Genomic DNA, 19,527 nt, shown 5'->3' on the forward strand with positions numbered 1-19,527 from the left:
TTAATTTTGAGAACCTATTCGACTATGAGTAATCATTCAATTTATCATGCTACTGATGACCTTGCCCAAGAGATAGTCGCCCTTCAGCAGTATCACGAATTAGGGGCAGCTTGGATTCAATATAAGTATTAATACTATTATCTGTCTGCATATCCAGACCTTGCTTGGCTGTTAATTGCTGAAGGAGCAATTGTACTAATGCGGCATCATCAAAGTGGAGTAAGGTGCTGACTTGGGTTGATTCGATTACAGCCCAGAGTTGTCGCATCAATTTAGTAGTTATCATGAGGTTTAATTTATTTAATCTTTTCTTTATATTCTCATACTTTTTCAATTCTGGCTGAGTTTTTGTTTCAGGCTTGATAAATCGACACAAATCCAGTAATTAGATGCGTAGTGGTTAGCTTTCTTGGCTATAAGCGAAACCAATGCTTTTGAGTATTTTACTGAGTAAATATGTATTAATTTGCATACATAGACTAAGTTTGTATAGCCTCTGACTTTTAGCCAGAGGGCAATTTACTACTTACTAAGAATATCCTCTAGCTGCTTTATTCCGAGTTTGTTCTTGTTCGATTTGACTTCGTTCATCATCCTTCGCACCGAAACTCCTTTTAAGTGGTTCATGACCCAATTGTTTGCCAGCAAGTTTGAGCATTTAGATCGGATTTTTCTGTCTACTTCCAGTTCCCAAATCTTTAGGAATTACTTCACCGGCTCGTTTACCACTTTCGATATAGCCTTCTTCCGTCACTGGTGTTGTGTAGACTTTTTGTTTATGCCGCTCTTGAGTCGAGTAATAAGGTTTAAAAGGCTCATTTGTTGCTATTCTCCGTTGTTTTGTAGAATAAAACGGCTTAGTCATTTCTATTTTATGAGTTTTTTCTGAATAATAACCATCTGCATGAACGGAGAGCATTGGTAAACCCATTAGCCAAATTAAACCAGCCAGTATGAGTAGGGAAATCTGTCGGTATAGTTGATTAAACACTCTTTTAATTGCCTGCATTGGATAAATTTCCTCGTAGGTATTTCACAAATATCTAAACCTTAAAAAAAATTTGTTCGTTTAACTTCTTCCTTTGGTTGAGTTAAGTGTCTATAAAAAGTAAGGTTGACAATTGCAGATCCTAGATTAGCCATTTTGAATTGTGTAAAATACAGGTTTATCCTATGGGTAAAGCAAGAAATATTAGTATCAATTTAATCGGAGATGTCTTAGGCAAAAATTTATCACTAAGTTTAAAAGAAATAATGATAGTATAATCAAATACTCTTGACTTATTGACTATCAACAATAACCATGAATTCTGCCGCAGTTTATCACCGCATTCTCACACCCCTCACCTTTATTGAACGCAACGCCAAAGTTTACCGTGACGTAGCTATTATCTATGGACAGCAACATTTTACCTATAGCCAATTTGCAGCCCGTATCAATTGTCTAGCCTCAGCTTTACGTCATGGGGGAATGGAAACAGGGGAACGTGTAGCATTTTTTTCCTTCAACACAGATATGCAAGTCACTGAAAAAGAATTAATCCGATTTTGTCGTAGTCATATAGCTGCTTTTAAATGTCCAACAGCTATAGAATTTACTACTCTTCCTAAAACTAGTACGGGTAAGATCCAAAAATATATTTTTCGAGATCAAGAATGGGTAGGCTATGACAGAAAAATTCAAGGTGCTTAATCATAGTTGGCAATTTACCCACACCAGAGAGTAAGATTTATTTGGTAGATGTGTCAGACTATAACGCCGTTGTCAGTTGAGAAAAGTTGGCTTAAATATTAGAGCTTGATTAGAGCTTGGAGGTAAGTATGTTAGGTGCAATTGCAGGTGATATCATTGGTTCTATTTATGAATTTTACAATATTCAAACTAAGGATTTCCCACTTTTTAACGATAGATGTCATTTCACAGATGATACAGTATTAACTGTTGCGGTTGCAGAAGTAATTCTCAATGCAGATACATTTCCCGACAATACTAAATATATTGACAAATTCCAATATATTCAAACCTTCCAATCTTATTACCATGAATATCCTGATGCTGGTTATGGCGGTAATTTTATGCTGTGGGCAAATTCTAGTAGCATCGAACCCTACAATAGTTGGGGTAATGGTTCTGCCATGCGCGTTAGTCCTGTAGCATCTGCGTTTGATAATCTCGATATCGTGTTAGAAGAAGCCAGACACAGTGCGGAAGTCACCCACAACCATTCTGAAGGAATCAAAGGCGCACAAGCAACAGCAGCATCTATTTTTTTAGCACGTACAGGGAATGATAAAACTGCCATTAAATCCTATATCCAAAATACTTTTGGTTATAATTTAGAGCAAACCATAGACGAAATTAGACCAAATTATAAATTTGATGTTTCTTGTCAAGGTTCTGTTCCCCAAGCCATTATTGCTTTTTTAGAATCAACTGATTTTGAAGATGCTATTCGTAATGCTATTTCTATTGGTGGGGATAGTGACACTATTGCTAGTATTACAGGTGGTATTGCTGAGGCATTTTATGGCGGTGTTCCAGAAGATATCGCCGAATGGATATTCACTAAATTAGATGATAATCTTTGGAATGTTACTGACAAATTCATGTCTCAATACTATGCTTAAGATAGCAGAATGGATACGGTTTTCATAATCTGTAAATTCTGCGGATACGCTAAAATTGTATTATCTAAAACCTTGCTACTATGTCCATCTCCCAAAATTTTGAACTCCCAAAAGATGTAATATTTCCAACTGGTGATTTATATAGTCATGAACCACCATTAGATTTTGAACTCCCCAGAGAAGTAATATTTCCAACTGGAGATTTATATAGTCATGAGCCACCATTGGAAAGTGATTCACATTTGCGCCAGATAATTCTGCTTATCCAATGCTTAGAATTGTGGTGGGGAAACCGCAATGATTTTTATGCTTCTGGTAATTCGACTATTTACTATAGTCCACGTCAACACAAATCAGAAGACTTTCGTGGGCCAGATTTTTTTGTGGTGCGAAATGCTGAAAGACGACCTCGCAAAAATTGGGTTGTTTGGCAAGAAGATGGTAGATATCCCCATATTATTGTAGAACTGATTTCAGATTTAACAGCATCAGTTGATCGGGGTCTTAAAAAACAAATTTACCAAGATATATTTCGCACTCCTGAATATTTTTGGTTTGACCCCAGTAATTTAGAATTTGCTGGGTTTATTTTAGTTGGTGGTACTTATCAACCTATAGAAATTAACTCCCAAGGTTGGTTATGGAGTCAGCAGCTAAGTTTATATTTAGGTATTCATGAAAATAAATTGCGTTATTTTACAGCGGAAGGATTAATAATTCTGACACCTGAAGAATTTGCTGAACAAGAAAAACAAAAAGCTGAACGTCTAGGAGCCAAACTAAGAGAATTGGGAATTGACCCAGATACTATTTAATTAGGAAAGAGTGGGTGGGAAAATCCCGCCCTTACAAGTTAACTACCTCAGCAAAATTAACAAAATTGTAAGAAGTCAGGAGTCAGGAGTCAGGAGTCAGGAGTCAGGAGTCAGGAGTCAGGAGTCAGGAGTCAGGAGTCAGGAGTCAGGAGTCAGGAGTCAGGAGTCAGGAGTCAGGAGTCAGGAGTCAGGAGTCAGGAGTCAGGAGTCAGGAGTCAGGAGTCAGGAGTCAGGAGTCAGGAGTCAGGAGTCAGGAGTCAGGAGTCAGGAGTCAGGAGTCAGGAGTCAGGAGTCAGGAGTCAGGAGTCAGGAGTCAGGAGTCAGGAGTCAGGAGTCAGGAGTCAGGAGTCAGGAGTCAGGAGTCAGGAGTCAGGAGTCAGGAGTCAGGAGTCAGGAGTCAGGAGTCAGGAGTCAGGAGTCAGGAGTCAGGAGTCAGGAGTCAGGAGTCAGGAGTCAGGAGTCAGGAGTCAGGAGTCAGGAGTCAGGAGTCAGGAGTCAGGAGTCAGGAGTCAGGAGTCAGGAGTCAGGAGTCAGGAGTCAGGAGTCAGGAGTCAGGAGTCAGGAGTCAGGAGTCAGGAGTCAGGAGTCAGGAGTCAGGAGTCAGGAGTCAGGAGTCAGGAGTCAGGAGTCAGGAGTCAGGAGTCAGGAGTCAGGAGTCAGGAGTCAGGAGTCAGGAGTCAGGAGTCAGGAGTCAGGAGTCAGGAGTCAGGAGTCAGGAGTCAGGAGTCAGGAGTCAGGAGTCAGGAGTCAGGAGTCAGGAGTCAGGAGTCAGGAGTCAGGAGTCAGGAGTCCTATTCCCTATTAAGAGTCCTCACCGACAACTTTTGTGGCTACGCCACGCGAACAGCAAGCCCTAAATATGCAATACACTCACGCACTTATCACAATTGCGACTGTTAATTTTGATAGTTTGGTGAATTTCTATACTCAGGTACTGGAACAAAAACCAAAAAACCTCATTTCCAGTGTCTATGCTGAGTTTGAAATTTCTAGCCTCAGCTTAGGTATTTTTAAACCGCACAAAAATTCTGAATCAGAATTTGCCACTAATGCCAAAAGTCCGCTAAGTTTGTGTTTAGAAGTGAGTAATTTGGAAAATGCTATAACTCACTTACAATCTTTAGGTTATTCTCCACCAGGAGAGATTTCTACAGCTTCCCACGGACGAGAAATTTACGCCTACGACCCAGACGGGAACCGCTTAATTTTACATCAATCCCATTAGTCATGAGTCATTAGTAAAAAATAACTGACAACTGACAACTAACAACAAAAGAATTACCAATGTCAATAACTCAAAATTACAAATTAAATCTCATTCAATGGTATCCCGGTCACATTGCCAAAGCTGAAAAAAATCTCAAGGAACAGCTAAAGCGGGTAGATGTGATTTTAGAAGTTAGAGATGCGCGTATTCCTTTAGCAACAAACCATCCCCAAATGGATGAATGGGTGGGAACTAAACCACGGGTGTTGGTGATTAACAGATTGGATATGATTTTGCCACAAGTGCGATCGCTCTGGATAGATTGGTTTAGAAGCCAGGAACAAGTCCCCTATTTTACTAATGCTCAACACGGTCAAGGTATCACAGCCATAACCAAAGCCGCACAAGCCGCAGGAATAGAACTTAATCAACGCAGAAAAGATCGGGGGATGTTATCCCGTCCTGTCCGTGCTGTAGTTATTGGTTTTCCCAATGTCGGTAAATCCGCATTAATCAACCGACTGATAGGAAAGCGAGTTGTCGAAAGTGCAGCGCGTCCCGGTGTCACTCGTCAATTGCGTTGGGTGCGAATTTCCGATCAGTTACAATTGCTAGATGCTCCCGGTGTCATTCCCTCAAGAATGGAAAATCAACTTGCAGCAGTTAAATTAGCGATTTGTGACGATATTGGTGAAGCTTCTTATGATAATCAACTCATAGCCGCAGCGTTTGTAGATATAGTCAATCAACTCCAAGAAACTCATCCTCATTTATTACCACCACACCCCTTACTTTCACGCTATGAAGTTGATTCTATTATCCATACAGGTGAAGCATATTTGCAAGTCTTAGCAGAACATCGCTACAAAGGAGATGTGGAACGCGCTGCTAGAACACTAATCACCGATTTTCGCAAAGGTCTTTTAGGTAATATCCCTTTAGAAACTCCACCACACATTTAACTTCTTCTTTTTAAGTAAGCGACTTTCATTCTAAAAATCAACATTGTCCCTGCTGTAAATAATATTCCTAGTAAGAGATTTTTCCAACTCAGGCTTTTATCACTTTCCCTAATCAAAATAGCTTCTAATATGATGGAAGGTAATAAAATGCCACTAGGAACTAATAGCTTAGAGAATATCACCCTATTTTTGGCAAAAAGACTAAGGAGAGCTAAACCTGCACCTAAAGGAATAAAAATCAGCGCATAATAAAATATTTTTTGATGAAAGGGAATTAATTCCAATAAATTAAAAGAGTAATAACGTTGTACTTTGTCTATATAGACTTTAATCGTTGATTTATAATATGTGATAATAATTTGGTGAAATTTATTATCTATAAAAACATTGGGAATCATCAGTTGCAAATCCGAGCCATTTTCCCCAGTAATTGGTGTTCTTAACCTCAAATCCAGAAAATTTCCCTGCTGTGAAAGTGTTAAATTACGCCGCAAAGAATTACCGGAAATTGAGATAATCCGCGCGGGGCCTGTTTGTTGAAGATTGTCAGTGGCAATAGTAGTACTCAGTGTAAATTCAGATTTTTTGCTGATTCTTTGACTGAGATTTTTCACCGGTTTGGCTGTTTGTAACCATTGGCTAGAACTCAAAAAAACGCCTTTACTTTCTCCTATATTTGTTGGCTTTCCTTGCCATAATAGTTGTGGTAAATTTACAGTCTGTTTTTGTTCACAACATTTACTGTTTAATTGATAATTGGCTAGGAGAGAATTACCAAAACTTTTAAAAAAATTAGCATCATTTAACCCTGTTTGGGCTTGTTCGGTTGTGATCGCTCTATCAGTAATATAAACTTCAGAAATATATCCTTGCCAAGGTCTATTACCTGTACTTTCATTACCAAGTAAAAGTGGATAATTTAAATCCCAATTACTTAAATTTGTCGTGCTTTGCCAAAAAATAGAAGTACTTAAAATGACAGATACATAAGCCAAAATAAATCCTGTAATTTTTTTATTTGAGGGTTTTGAACGACTTGCTTCAATTTGTGTAACTATGTTATTCAAGCTTTGAATATTCCAGAAACAAAAGCCTAAAAAACCCAAAAACCCCCCAAAAGTATTATTAAAAATATCGGCTGGAGTAGGAGTTCTTGAAGGTAGAAATATCTGCAAAACTTCAACTGTCGAAGATAAGCCAGCACTAATCAGGAAAACAAGAATAATTTGTAATCCTACTTTTATTTTAAGTTTATGCAACAAATTTGCCAAATAGAAACCTAAAGGCATAAATAATAAAACATTGTTTACCTGATCCTGAAAAGAACTGGCATTGTTAAAATTGGAAAAAAAATCAAATTCAGACAAACTATTAGGCAATGAAAAATTGAATGGATAAAGTGTAGCTATGGCTATAACCAGAATATTAACCAATACAAATACCACATTCACTAGATATAATTTAATTCCTGTAGCTTTGAGAGAAAGATGTTGATGTCTATTCATAAATTTCTGATGATTAAAAAACTCAGAGTTAATCTGTATTTCCTAGTTTGAATATATCAAATTTTACAAGAAATTACCAATTCAAAATTATAATTATAATTTCTATAAATAAATTCAGGTGCTTGTTTGTGATTATTTTTCCGTAACATTATTTTGGTAAATTAGTATTAATTAAGCCGAGTATAAGAATTATATAATCTCAAATTCAGTTTTACTGTCGCCCGATATACAACAGCTTTTGCATAATTAAAAATCAAAAAAGTTTATAAAGTTTATGAGGAAGGTTTTTCAGAAATTTTGTAGCTTGCTTCCCACTAGGGTTATAGTTGTTATACTTACGCCGCGCTGTACTAAGAATGATTTTGTCTCTCTGAAGTAAATTTTTTAGTAATATATACTACATAGGAAGTTGTCATAATGCCATTAACAGTATCATAAAGAAAAGGTAAGGTGAGGAATTACGCAAACAAACATGGTTTATCCCCAAAATCTGGTGTTGAAGAACCGAATGTTTGGTATCTAATGCCTAAATCCTGAGAAAGATTAGCCTTGATGCTTACTAACTTCCAGTATAAATGTATTACACTTATGACTGAACTCACATTACTCCTCACTCAGGGGGATACCAAAACTTCGGTTTTAGTAGCTCAAGAAGTATTTACTATCGGTCGTTTGTCGGAATGTAACTTGTGTTTACCTTTTGGAGGAGTTTCTCGCCAACACGCCCGAATTAGGAAAACCTCTAATGGTGTGTGGATAATTGAGGATATGGGTAGCAAAAACGGAACCCAAGTAAATGGAATTCCTGTTATGTCTGCTCAAGAGTTGTATAACCGCGACGTTATTTATTTGGGCAATGTCAGCTTGTCAGTAATTTTATCAAATTCATTGTCAAATTTACCGCCTCAGTATGTACCAACTGAAGAAACGAATAGTCAGCAAATAACAATTCTGAGAAATGTCAAAGAACTGCAACAACAATGGATAGAAGCTAGTGACATTCATGGTAGCAAGAATAAAGATAAAACTATTGCCCGCCTCAAAGATTTGGTAGATATAGCTAAAAATCTCTGTGCGGCAGCATCGATTGAAGAAATTTTTGCTCAGGTACAAAAACTAGTTTTTCGTTATATTGATGGCATTGAAAGATTGGGATTATTAGTTGATATTGATAGTTCTGGTACTTTGAAGTTAGTTAATTCTGCGACTAAAACCATTTCCCAACAGCAATATTTGCCTACTGATGGCAGTTGGATTAGTCGCAGTATTTGTCAAAAGGCATTTGCAGATAAGGTAGCTATTCAAAGTGCGGATACCCATTCTGATCACAGGTTTTCTAGTGAACAAAGTATTTTAATGAAAGGTATTCGTAGTGCCATAGCAGTACCTTTATGGAATGAAAATAAAGTTGTTGGTGTTCTGTATGGTGATGCTCATCTTTCTTCTTCCCCATGCCCAAGCGAAGGTGCGGAAGAACTTAGCTTTTTTTCGGCTTTAGCAAATATTGTTGCTTCTAGTGTTCAACGTTGGTTATTAACAGAAAAACTGAGAACTGAAGAGGGAATTCGTCACCGATTAGAACGTTATCATTCTCCGGCAGTTGTCCAGCAGTTAATAGCAGTGAAAGAATTTACCGATGGACGTTTGGCTCCTACGGAAAGTGAAATTAGTATTTTGTTTGCTGATTTGGTAGGCTTTACAGAAATTTCCGAACGGCTCACACCTAAAGAAATTGCTGGATTATTAAACATTTTATTTGAGGAAATGTTACAAGAAGTATTTGCTTATGGTGGCACTTTAGATAAGTATATTGGCGATTGTATAATGGCATTTTTTGGCGCTCCAGAACCACAACTAAGTCATGCAGATAGCGCTGTTAGTGCTGCGAAGGGAATGCTCTCTCGTCTCCAACGTCTTAATGCTAATCAATTTTGGCAGCAACCTTTACAATTACGCATTGCTATTAACAGTGGTAAAGCTGTTGTAGGTGATGTTGGCAGTTCTCAAAGAGTAGACTATACGGCATTAGGAGCAACAATTAATCTGGCGGCTCGGATGGAACCAATATGTTCTCCCGGTGAATGTGTAATTAGTGAAGTTACTTATCAACAACTTTCACAACGCTCAGAGTTTAGAGACATGGGAGACTATCGTTTTAAAGGTATTGATAGATTTATTAAAATTTATCAGACAAAAATGAATTAATTGTTATTACTTGGTTGTTTTTTTTAGCTATTAATGAATTATTGATAGTGCCGCACAGCAGAAATTACAGACCATTGAAAATTGCTCAATAGCTTATGTAATATGCTTTTTTAAGCTTTTTAAACTTTTAAATTTTAAACTTTTAAATTTTAAACTTTTAAATTCCGCCCTGCGGCATTAGCTTATTTCAGTGGTATTATCTAATTAGATGTATAGCTTGTTTTAAGTTTAGTGGCCAGGTTGTAATATTCAGCAACTATTTCTAAATTGAAAAGACTAAAATTTGGTGGTAGCTTCCGTGATTAATCTGTGTAACACTAGGAAGCTATCTCAAACTATTGTTTAAGGGGAGGTCAGGTCATGGCTATCGCCACCATTAATCCCAGCACTGGGGAAACTATCAAAACCTTTGAGCCGCTTAATGATGGAGAAATTGCTGCCAAATTAGATTTGGCACAACAGGCATTTGAGAACTACCGTAAGACCAGTTTCTGTGAGCGATCGCAGTGGTTGCAACAAGCAGCAACCATTTTAGAACAAGAAAAGGCAGATTTTGCCCAATTGATGACCTTAGAAATGGGCAAACCCTTCAAAGCTGCTATAGCTGAAGTGGAAAAATGCGCCCTCGTCTGTCGCTATTATGCCGAATATGCACCAGGTTTCCTAGCTGATGTCACCATCAAAACCGATGCTAATCATAGTTTTGTCCGTTATCAGCCTTTGGGTGCAATTCTCGCCATCATGCCCTGGAATTTCCCTTTCTGGCAAGTTTTCCGCTTTGTGGCACCGACATTGATGGCAGGAAATGTTGGTTTACTCAAACACGCTTCCAATGTGCCGCAGTGTGCTTTGGCAATCGAAAACATTCTCAGTCGGGCTGGTTTTCCCGTAGGTGTGTTTCAAACTCTGTTAATCGGTGCTGCCAAAGTTGCTGATTTAATGGCTGATGAACGGGTGAAAGCTGCTACATTAACAGGCAGTGAACCCGCTGGTGCTTCTCTTGCCTCTGCTGCTGCTAAACAAATTAAAAAAACTGTCTTAGAATTGGGGGGCAGTGACCCATTTATTGTTTTAGAAAGTGCAGATTTAGAAGCAGCAGTTACCAATGCAGTGACAGCGCGAATGTTAAATAATGGACAATCTTGTATTGCCGCTAAACGTTTTATTGTAGAGGAAACAATTGCAGATAAATTTGAAAAACTGCTGTTAGATAAATTCCAATCTCTAAAAGTTGGCGATCCTATGGAACCAGATACAGATTTAGGTCCCCTAGCAACTCCTGATATTCTCCAGGATTTACACCAACAGGTAAACACAGCCGTAAAAAGTGGTGGAAAAATCCTCACAGGTGGATCTCCTTTAACACATAGTCCGGGGAACTTTTATCCGCCCACAATTATCATAGATATTCCTGTAGACTCACAAATTGCCAAGGAAGAATTCTTTGGCCCCGTGGCTTTATTATTCCGGGTTCGGGATATTGATGCTGCGATTAAATTAGCTAATGACATACCCTTTGGTTTGGGTGCAAGTGCTTGGACTACAAATGAAGAAGAAAAAAATCGCCTAATACAAGAAATTGAAGCTGGTGCAGTATTTATTAATAGCATGGTTAAATCTGATCCTCGATTACCATTTGGTGGGATTAAGCGTTCTGGATATGGCCGAGAATTAAGTATTCAAGGCATACACGAATTTGTGAATGTTAAGACAGTTTGGATTAGGTAATAGAGAATAGGTGACAGGTGACAGGTGACAGGTGACAGGTGACAGGGAAGAGATAATTAGTTATTATCCCCATCTGGCTCATCTTAATTATTAGTTTTGAGGAAATAAAATGAATACCGCAGAATTGTTAGTACAGTGTTTAGAAAACGAAGGAGTGCAATATGTTTTTGGACTTCCTGGTGAAGAAAATTTACACGTTCTAGAAGCTTTAAAAAATTCATCGATTCAATTTATTACTACTCGTCATGAACAGGGTGCAGCTTTCATGGCTGATGTTTATGGTAGGTTAACTGGAAAAGCAGGAGTATGTCTTTCTACTCTGGGTCCAGGGGCAACTAATTTAATGACTGGGGTGGCAGATGCTAACCTTGATGGTGCGCCTTTAGTGGCAATTACAGGGCAGGTGGGAACAGATAGAATGCACATTGAATCCCATCAATATTTAGATTTGGTGGCAATGTTTGCACCTGTAACTAAGTGGAATAAGCAGATTGTGCGACCGAGTATTACACCAGAAGTTGTGCGAAAGGCATTCAAGCTATCGCAAACTGAAAAACCCGGTGCAGTTCATATTGATCTACCCGAAAATATTGCAGCTATGTCTGTAGAAGGCAAACCCTTACATAAAGATAATAGCGAAAAAACCTATGCTTCTTTTACGAGTATTCGCGCTGCGGCTGCCGCAATTTCCCAGGCAGTTAATCCTATCATTTTAGTTGGAAATGGAGCAATTCGCGCCCAAGCTAGTGATGCTGTCACGCAATTTGCTACCCAAATGAATATTCCCGTTGCTAATACTTTTATGGGTAAAGGAGTAATTCCCTATACTCATCCTTTAGCTTTGTGGTCAGTGGGATTACAACAACGAGATTTTATTACCTGCGGCTTTGATAATACAGATTTAGTTATAGCTATTGGCTATGATTTAATTGAATTTTCTCCCAAAAAATGGAATCCTGCTGGCAATATTCCGATTATACATATTGCGGCTACTTCTTCAGAAATTGATAGTAGTTATATTCCCAAAGTAGAAGTAGTGGGAGATATTTCTGATTCATTGAATGAACTCTTAAAATTAGCAGATAGACAAGGTAAACCTAACCCCTACGCTATCAGCTTACGTTCTAATATTCGCGCTGATTACGAAGAATATGCCCATGATGATGGCTTTCCTATTAAACCGCAAAAATTAATTTATGATTTACGGCAAGTAATGGGGCCTGATGATATTGTGATTTCTGATGTAGGCGCACATAAAATGTGGATTGCCAGACATTATCATTGCCATAGTCCTAATACTTGTATTATTTCTAATGGTTTTGCAGCGATGGGAATCGCAATTCCTGGCGCTTTAGCTGCAAAACTTGTGAATCCTGAACGCAAAGTTGTGGCGGCCACTGGTGATGGTGGTTTTATGATGAATTGTCAGGAATTAGAAACAGCTTTACGTGTAGGTACACCCTTTGTCACATTAATCTTTAATGATGGTGGCTATGGTTTGATTGAGTGGAAACAAGAAAATCAATTTGGTAAAGGTAACTCTTCTTTTGTGCATTTTGGTAATCCTGATTTTGTCAAATTTGCTGAAAGTATGGGTTTAAAAGGTTATCGAGTGGAATCTGCTGCGGATTTAATTCCTGTACTCAAAGAAGCCTTAATTCAAGATGTGCCTGCGGTGATAGATTGTCGGGTAGATTATCGGGAAAATCGTCGCTTTACCCAAAAAGCTGGTGACTTACATTGTGAACTGTAAAATTTTTTAGAGACGATAGCGATGCTAATTTTTGTCAGTTTTGTGGGCAACCTATTTTTAGGAAGAGCAAATATTAATCAAGCCCCTTTACTGATTCATTAATGCTAGGGATATACAGATGATTGAAATCCTTGCCACACTGTCTGCTTCAGCATCCGCCGGAATGAGAGTAGGTACGCCCTTGCTAATAATTGGGCTATTACAGGGTAGTACCCTCTGGTCTCAAGTACCAATTTTATCCAACATTTCACCCCATATTTTGATCGGGCTACTCAGCAGTTGGTCATTTTTTGAGTTATTTGCTTCCAAAAAGCTAATTGGGCAAAGGATTATACAACAGGTTCAGTTATTTTTGTCTCCGTTTGTAGGAGCAATTATGGGGTTAGCCGTGGCTTCGGCCACAGCAACTCCCAGCTGGTTAATTGCCTTAATCGGGGGTTTATTGGCTTTGGTACTGCAACTAGTTCTATCCGGTTGGTTTTATCGCTTGCGTGGCTTACCATTGTGGGCAGTTTTTCTTCAAGATAGCTTGTGTGTTGTACTGGTGGTTTGTGCCGTTGATGATCCCCGAAAAGGAGGATTAATTGCTCTTATCCTCCTCTGGCTGGCAATTCGTAGTTCTAAAAACTGGTATCAGTGGTATTGGCAGAAGCGTAGTTTATGAGTGATACAGCAGAATTCAGGAAAAGGAGACGCGGTGACGCGGAGAAAGAGGGACGCGGGGACACGGTGACGCGGTGACGCGGGGATACGGAGAAAGAGGGAGGAAAATAAAACTTTCCTCTCAGATCAAATCATAAAAGTCCGATGAGATGCAGCAAGCCTTGACCGGTGATTAACTCGATAATCAAGGCGATGAAACCTAGCATGGCAATTCGTCCATTCCAGACTTCGGCGCTAGTAGTCAGTCCCCACTCCCAACGCTCTTGGGGATACATTTTCACCTTTTTTTTCATTTGGGTGACTTGTGAGAGCTTGAGGTTAGGTTTTGTGAGCGAATCAATCACCAAGTCTGCTAGTGCTTGAATAAATACTGGATGGGTATTGGGAGCAGCGGCGCGACGGAAGTTGTGAATTCCTGCTTCTTCAGCTATTTCTCGATATTCAATATCAATTTCTTGCAGTGTTTCGATATGTTCGGAAACAAAACTAATCGGTACAACTACCAAATCCTTCACTCCTTGTGCGCCTAGTTCTTTGAGTGCGTCTTCAGTATATGGTTGTAGCCATTCTACGGGGCCGACGCGACTTTGGTAAGCTAAGACATGAGGATTGGGACGATTGAGAGTTTGCATAATCAGCTGGGTGCATTCCTCAATTTCTTGCTGATAGGGATCACCTGCTTCTTCGACGTAACTTTTAGGAACGCCATGAGCGCTAAAGAAGATATGCACTCCATCAGGATGGGGAAATTGATTAAGTTGCTCCTTGATTAGTTCCGCCATTGCTTGCAGGTAGCCTGGTTGTTTGTACCAGGAAGGAATGACGGTGTATTCAAGGCGCTGAAGTTTGGGGTTTTGTTGCCACAATTGTTCTAACAGTCGAAAGCTAGAACCGCTCGTACTGATAGAAAATTGGGGATAAAGTGGCAGAATCACCAGTTTGTCGATGTTGTCTTGGGTTAGTTGTGCGATCGCTTCTTCTGTGTAAGGATGCCAATAACGCATTCCTACATAAATATTGGCTTCTTTGCCCAAATTACCGAGTTGCGCTTTCAGTGCTTCCCCTTGTTCTTCGGTAATCCGCCGCAATGGAGAACCACCACCGATGTACTTATAATTAGCCTGAGATGTCTTAGTTCGCCTGGTAGCAATCAGCCAAGCTAGAGGCTTTTGCATCCAGCGAAAGGGTAGGCGAATAATTTCAGGATCAGAAAACAGGTTATATAAAAAGGGACCGACATCTTCTAATTTATCGGGTCCACCGAGATTGAGTAATAATACGCCTACACGACCCATAGCAGTTACTTTCCCCCAATCCTTACAGTTTTTTTACTAATGTTAACAATATATCTTTATTAAATATAAAGCTTTATCAGCAGGAAAGATGCAATGGCAACTATTTTAAGAGACTTGAGTTATCGTTATCAGTGGCTATACGATGGAATATCACGTTTAGCAGCCTTGAGTGTGGGTGGTGAAGCGCGTTTCCGGCAATTACCGTTGCAAGGCTTAACACTTGACTCAGATACTCAAATTCTAGACTTATGTTGTGGCAGTGGTCAAGCCACGCAATTTTTGGTGAACTCATCACAAAATGTCACAGGGCTGGATGCTTCGCCGTTATCTTTACAACGTGCTTGTAAGAATGTGCCTAATGCTACTTATGTAGAAGCTTTTGCGGAAGATATGCCTTTTGCAGATAATTTATTTGATGTGGTGCATACCAGCGCGGCGTTACATGAGATGCACCCTGAACAATTAAGAAAAATCATTCAACAGGTTTATCGGGTGTTGAAGCCGGGGGGCGTATTCACATTGGTAGATTTTCACCCACCGACAAATCCCATATTCTGGCCTGGGTTGTCGGTGTTTTTCTGGTTGTTTGAAACGGAAACAGCTTGGGAGTTATTAAAGACTGATTTACCTGGTTTGTTAAGAGAGTATGGGTTTGAGGTGGGTGAACCAAGTTTGTATGCGGGTGGTAGTTTACAGGTGATACAGGGAAAGAAATAGAGGGGTTTTCAACGCGGAGGTTTTTTAAATGAGCAGTTTGTATTATTGCAAAAATTTCAATTAAATTGAATACTTCCCAGATCCCCGACTTCTTCAAGAAATCAGGGATCTAAACTAAAACTAAGTCGTATATTCTGCGTTAATTTTCACATAGTCATAACTCAAATCACAACCCCAAGCTTTACCTGTGCCATGACCATTACCGACGCTGACGGAAATTAATACTGTATCCTTTTGAAGATAAGCACCTGCTGCTGCTTGTTTCAAATATGCACTTGCGGCTGCTTTATCAAACGGTAAAGGTTGACCATTTTCAAAAAGTAAGAAATCGCCTAATTTAATTTGCAAATTATCTTGCTCAAAAGGTACTCCAGCACGTCCAGCAGCGCCGGCGATACGTCCCCAATTGGGATCACGTCCAAAGATTGCAGATTTAACTAAAGAAGAGCCAGCAATGGTTTTGGCGATTTGTCTGGCTGCTGTTTCATCGTTGGCACCGCTGACTTGTACTTCTACTAAGCAAGTTGCACCTTCACCGTCACGAGCGATCGCTTTGGCTAAATGCTGGCATACTGCTGTTAGCATGGCTTCTAATTTCTCGGCTTCTGGTCCCATTTCTGTAATTGCTGGGGTGCGAGATTGACCATTGGCTAAAGCTATTAAGCTATCATTGGTGCTGGTATCACCATCAACGGTAATAGAATTGAAACTTCTATCTGCGGCTCTTGTTAACATTTGTTGCCAAAGGCTAGATGAAACAGCCGCATCACAGGTGACAAATGCCAGCATGGTGGCCATGTTGGGATGTATCATACCAGAACCTTTGGCAATGCCGCCAATTCTGACGGGGCGTTGGCGTAGCCCGCCGGAGGCATCGCCGATAGTTGTTTCTAAAGCAATTGATTTTTTGACTAAATCTGTGGTGATAATTGCTCCAGCAGCCGCATCTGAGCCTGTTTCTGAAAGTGCAGCAACTACTTTAGGTATACCACTTCGCAGTATATCCATTTTAATCCTTTGACCAATTACGCCTGTAGAAGCTAGTAAAATCGCTTCCGGGGAAATACCCAATTCTTTGGCTAATAAATCTGCACTTTCTAGGGTATCTTTGACTCCTTGGCTACCTGTGGCGGCGTTGGCTTGTCCAGCGTTGCAGAGTATAGCTCTGGCGCTATGTTTGGCTTGTAAACGTTGACGGCAATAGTCCACACAAGCGGCTTTAACGTGGCTAGTTGTGAATACACCGGCAGCGATCGCATCCACATCTGACAATATTAATGCTAAATCCGGCAATCCTGAAGGTTTTAGTCCGGCGGTAATTCCCGCTGCTCGATACCCTCTAGCTGCTGTGACTCCACCAGTAATTTCCTGCCAGTCTTCCATCATTTTTCCTCACATATTCTATAGTTTGGGAGATTGTTTCGACTTTTACCGCTTGCGGCTCTCGTCAGCTATCCCGTATTTATCCTTTATTGTGAGTTTATCTGGTGATGGCAATCTTGCACCAGCCGATAATTATCTTTATGCTTTTTGGCAGTATTAATAGTGACATTATCACATTCGCAATCATAAAATGGATTGAGTTATTGGTAAGTAGGTGGACGTGAGATAACCAAAATGTGTGAAGAAAAGTAAAATCGCCCAAAACTCTCTTCCTGTTCCCTGTTCCCTGTTCCCTGTTCCCTTGCCCCAACGACAATTTTTAACGCCCACCTACTTAAGTAACAATAACTATATTTTCAAATCCTAGACAACTATTAGACTAACTTGCCTTACTTACTAATACTGAAGTTAAGGATAAAGATTAAAAAAGAGAGCCAATTGAATAGCTCTCCAAATCATCAGGGTGCATCTACTTATCACACTATAACATTTTTAGTGTGTGGGGTGAAGCCCCTTTTTGAGAAATTTTATAAAAAATTCTGCCAATTATTTTCATTTTGGGCTGCAAACATTACTCTTTTAAGTGATGTTTTGTCAACTATATTTTGCAGACTTTATCAAAGCAACACAATTGCGACTTTTTTCCCAATTCACTTACCCGTGATTTCTGAATTCACAAAGCAGTAGATTTTCAAAAAGAAAGAGAGCCACTTAGGTAGCTCTCCAAATCATCAGGGTGCATCTATTCAGCAGAGTATATCACTTAAGGGATGAGGGGTATTACCCATTTTTTCAATTTTTTGCCAAAATATGGGATGAAATAACCAAATAAATTACCTTTGCTATAGAGACATTGTGTGCAACGTCTCTATATTGGTGTGCGATTGCTGATGATTGGCGTTTAAACGGATATTGTCTGAATTATAGCCGTGGACAGGGTGGTTAGGACATCAATTGATAATGAAATTCCCACTACAAGAGGGTTTTACTCCTGACTCCTGACTCCTGACTCCTGACTCCTGACTCCTGACTCCTACCATATCGGGGAAACAACTTAATGATCACTGCTGAAGTGAACCTGTAATTAAGCATTAAGTTTCTTTTCCACCAATTCATTAGTCAGTTTTGGTTCAGCACGTTTACCGGTCTTTTTCAGCACTTGTCCCACAAAGAAACCTTTGAGGTTAGTGTTACCACCACGATACTTTTCTAGCTGTTGGGGATTTTCGGCGAGAACTTGATCAATGATGGGTTCTAGTATAGTAGGATCACTAATTAACTCCTGACCAGCAAAAGCTTTTTCTGGAGAAACACCACTCAATAAATCCGTGAGTTTTTCCTTAGCTTGAGCGTTGCTAATTTTACCAGTTTCAATGCGAGTGATCACATCTGCAAGGTGAGCGGGAGTTAAAGCAATTTCTGCAATGGTGAGTTTTTGTTTGTTGAGGTAAGCAGCGATATCTTGGGTAATCCAGTTAGCCGCAGATTTAGGATTTGCACCAGATTTGATCGCACTTTCAAAATAATCAGCTACCGAACTATCTTCTGTCAAGACTCGTGCATCATAAGCCGAAAGTCCCAACTCATTTTCATAATGATGGCGTTTTTGCGCGGGTAGTTCCGGTAATTCACTCAACCAAGTTGCTAATTGTTGCTCACTCACTTGAATTGGTGCTAAATCTGGTTCTGGGAAATAACGATAATCGCTAGAACCTTCTTTAATCCGCATACTAATTGTGCGTTGTGAACCTTCTTCCCACAAGCGCGTTTCTTGAACAATCTTTTCTCCTGATTCATTGGCAGCGATTTGGCGTTCAATTTCATAGTCTATCGCCTTTTGGATAGCGCTAAAGGAGTTCATGTTCTTGATTTCTACCTTCGTCCCAAATTCCTTTCTTCCCACAGGACGAACAGAAATATTCACATCGCAACGCAGAGAACCTTCTTGCATATTTCCATCACTGACACCAAGATAGCGCACAATCCGGCGTAGTTCAGAGGCATATTCAGCAGCTTCTTGTCCAGAACGCAAATCAGGTTCCGAGACGATTTCTACCAATGGTACACCTGCGCGGTTATAGTCTACCAGAGAATATGTAGAACCGGAAAGTCTTTCACTTCCTGCGTGTACGAGTTTTCCCGCATCTTCTTCCATGTGTAAGCGGGTAATACCAATGCGTTTGCGGGTTGGGTTTCCAGCATCATCTACTAATTCAATTTCTATCCAACCGTGTTCGGCTATGGGTAAGTCATATTGAGAAATTTGATAGTTTTTGGGTAAGTCAGGATAAAAATACTGTTTACGGTCAAATTTGCTATATCTAGCGATTTGACAATTTAGCGCCAAACCAGTTTTGACAGCGTATTCTAGAACTTTGGCGTTAAGTACGGGCAAAACTCCTGGTAAACCCATACACACCGGGTCAATGTTGGTATTGGGTTCAGCACCAAATGCGGTGGAACTGTTGGAGAAAATTTTGGTGTTGGTGCTGAGTTGACAATGGGTTTCTAAACCGATAATTGCTTCGTATTCAGTTTTTACGGGTGTGGCTGTGGTCATATTATCATTTTTGCTGATTTTTGTTTAGGTTACTATTTTAGCCGTTTTGTTCTTTAACCGCGTTATCTCGCCTTTGTGGGAAAATCATTTTATACTTTAATTCAGC

18 protein-coding genes are annotated in these 19,527 nt (G+C 39.7%); 11 read left to right on the plus strand and 7 right to left on the minus strand.

The genetic code is table 11. From position 1 onward, the window contains the following. Positions 1-49: 49 nt before the first annotated feature. The 3 genes from A9Y75_RS22995 to A9Y75_RS23000 form a co-directional block, all read right to left on the minus strand. Entirely contained in the window at positions 50-286 is a 237-nt protein-coding gene (locus A9Y75_RS22995) for a hypothetical protein (RefSeq protein WP_071191862.1), read from the minus strand. 243 nt (positions 287-529) lie between these two features. Next, a complete protein-coding gene (locus tag A9Y75_RS30295; RefSeq protein WP_269086330.1) occupies positions 530-658 on the minus strand; it encodes a hypothetical protein in 129 nt (42 codons plus the stop codon). Continuing rightward, a complete protein-coding gene (locus A9Y75_RS23000) occupies positions 659-1,009 on the minus strand; it encodes a hypothetical protein (protein WP_071191863.1) in 351 nt (116 codons plus the stop codon). A gap of 294 nt (positions 1,010-1,303) precedes the next feature. Between A9Y75_RS23000 and A9Y75_RS29890 the strand changes: the two genes are divergently transcribed. The 6 genes from A9Y75_RS29890 (at position 1,304) to ylqF (ending at position 5,612) form a co-directional block, all read left to right on the plus strand. Next, complete coding sequence (locus tag A9Y75_RS29890) at positions 1,304-1,693, plus strand: AMP-binding protein (protein ID WP_071191864.1); 390 nt, start codon at positions 1,304-1,306, stop codon at positions 1,691-1,693. Positions 1,694-1,821: 128 nt separating this feature from the next. Next, a complete protein-coding gene (locus tag A9Y75_RS23010; protein WP_071191865.1) occupies positions 1,822-2,628 on the plus strand; it encodes an ADP-ribosylglycohydrolase family protein in 807 nt (268 codons plus the stop codon). Between the two features lie 80 nt (positions 2,629-2,708). Beyond that, a complete protein-coding gene (locus A9Y75_RS23015; protein ID WP_083389719.1) occupies positions 2,709-3,443 on the plus strand; it encodes a Uma2 family endonuclease in 735 nt (244 codons plus the stop codon). Between the two features lie 10 nt (positions 3,444-3,453). Then, positions 3,454-4,248: a hypothetical protein gene (locus A9Y75_RS28815; protein WP_071191866.1), complete on the plus strand. Its 795-nt coding sequence runs from the start codon at positions 3,454-3,456 to the stop codon at positions 4,246-4,248. Positions 4,249-4,302: 54 nt separating this feature from the next. Further along, positions 4,303-4,668 carry a VOC family protein gene (locus A9Y75_RS23025; RefSeq protein WP_071191867.1) on the plus strand — a complete coding sequence of 122 codons (366 nt, stop codon included), beginning with the start codon at positions 4,303-4,305 and terminating at the stop codon, positions 4,666-4,668. A gap of 59 nt (positions 4,669-4,727) precedes the next feature. Continuing rightward, a complete protein-coding gene (gene ylqF / locus A9Y75_RS23030; RefSeq protein WP_071191868.1) occupies positions 4,728-5,612 on the plus strand; it encodes a ribosome biogenesis GTPase YlqF in 885 nt (294 codons plus the stop codon). Here ylqF and A9Y75_RS23035 read toward each other — a convergent pair. Continuing rightward, positions 5,609-7,117, minus strand: a complete 1,509-nt coding sequence (locus A9Y75_RS23035; protein WP_071191869.1) for a VanZ family protein — start codon at positions 7,115-7,117, stop codon at positions 5,609-5,611. The two genes, ylqF and A9Y75_RS23035, sit on opposite strands and share 4 nt — an antisense overlap. 588 nt (positions 7,118-7,705) lie before the next feature. Between A9Y75_RS23035 and A9Y75_RS23040 the strand changes: the two genes are divergently transcribed. The 4 genes from A9Y75_RS23040 (at position 7,706) to A9Y75_RS23055 (ending at position 13,467) form a co-directional block, all read left to right on the plus strand. Continuing rightward, positions 7,706-9,322, plus strand: a complete 1,617-nt coding sequence (locus tag A9Y75_RS23040; protein WP_071191870.1) for an adenylate/guanylate cyclase domain-containing protein — start codon at positions 7,706-7,708, stop codon at positions 9,320-9,322. Between the two features lie 360 nt (positions 9,323-9,682). Continuing rightward, the gene (locus A9Y75_RS23045; protein WP_071191871.1) at positions 9,683-11,050 is read left to right on the plus strand and encodes an NAD-dependent succinate-semialdehyde dehydrogenase; all 1,368 of its coding nucleotides are present in this window, start codon (positions 9,683-9,685) and stop codon (positions 11,048-11,050) included. 109 nt (positions 11,051-11,159) lie between these two features. Next, positions 11,160-12,803 carry an acetolactate synthase large subunit gene (locus A9Y75_RS23050; RefSeq protein ID WP_071191872.1) on the plus strand — a complete coding sequence of 548 codons (1,644 nt, stop codon included), beginning with the start codon at positions 11,160-11,162 and terminating at the stop codon, positions 12,801-12,803. Between the two features lie 118 nt (positions 12,804-12,921). After that, positions 12,922-13,467 carry a DUF4126 domain-containing protein gene (locus A9Y75_RS23055; RefSeq protein WP_071191873.1) on the plus strand — a complete coding sequence of 182 codons (546 nt, stop codon included), beginning with the start codon at positions 12,922-12,924 and terminating at the stop codon, positions 13,465-13,467. A 130-nt stretch (positions 13,468-13,597) separates the two neighbouring features. Here A9Y75_RS23055 and hemH read toward each other — a convergent pair whose 3' ends face one another. Then, a complete protein-coding gene (gene hemH / locus A9Y75_RS23060) occupies positions 13,598-14,761 on the minus strand; it encodes a ferrochelatase (RefSeq protein ID WP_071191874.1) in 1,164 nt (387 codons plus the stop codon). Between the two features lie 93 nt (positions 14,762-14,854). Here hemH and A9Y75_RS23065 point away from each other — a divergent pair, with 93 nt between their 5' ends. Further along, complete coding sequence (locus A9Y75_RS23065) at positions 14,855-15,478, plus strand: class I SAM-dependent methyltransferase (protein WP_071191875.1); 624 nt, start codon at positions 14,855-14,857, stop codon at positions 15,476-15,478. Positions 15,479-15,598: 120 nt separating this feature from the next. On the opposite strand, the gene argJ is transcribed toward A9Y75_RS23065, so the two are convergent. Together argJ and gatB are read right to left on the minus strand one after the other, a co-directional pair. Next, positions 15,599-16,861 (minus strand): bifunctional ornithine acetyltransferase/N-acetylglutamate synthase, encoded by a 1,263-nt coding sequence (gene argJ, locus A9Y75_RS23070; RefSeq protein WP_071191876.1) that lies wholly within the window; start codon positions 16,859-16,861, stop codon positions 15,599-15,601. Positions 16,862-17,945: 1,084 nt separating this feature from the next. Next, complete coding sequence (gene gatB / locus A9Y75_RS23075; RefSeq protein ID WP_071191877.1) at positions 17,946-19,421, minus strand: Asp-tRNA(Asn)/Glu-tRNA(Gln) amidotransferase subunit GatB; 1,476 nt, start codon at positions 19,419-19,421, stop codon at positions 17,946-17,948. Between the last annotated feature and the right edge of the window lie 106 nt (positions 19,422-19,527).

This window comes from Trichormus sp. NMC-1 (genome assembly GCF_001858025.1).
Classification (GTDB): Bacteria; Cyanobacteriota; Cyanobacteriia; order Cyanobacteriales; family Nostocaceae; genus Anabaena.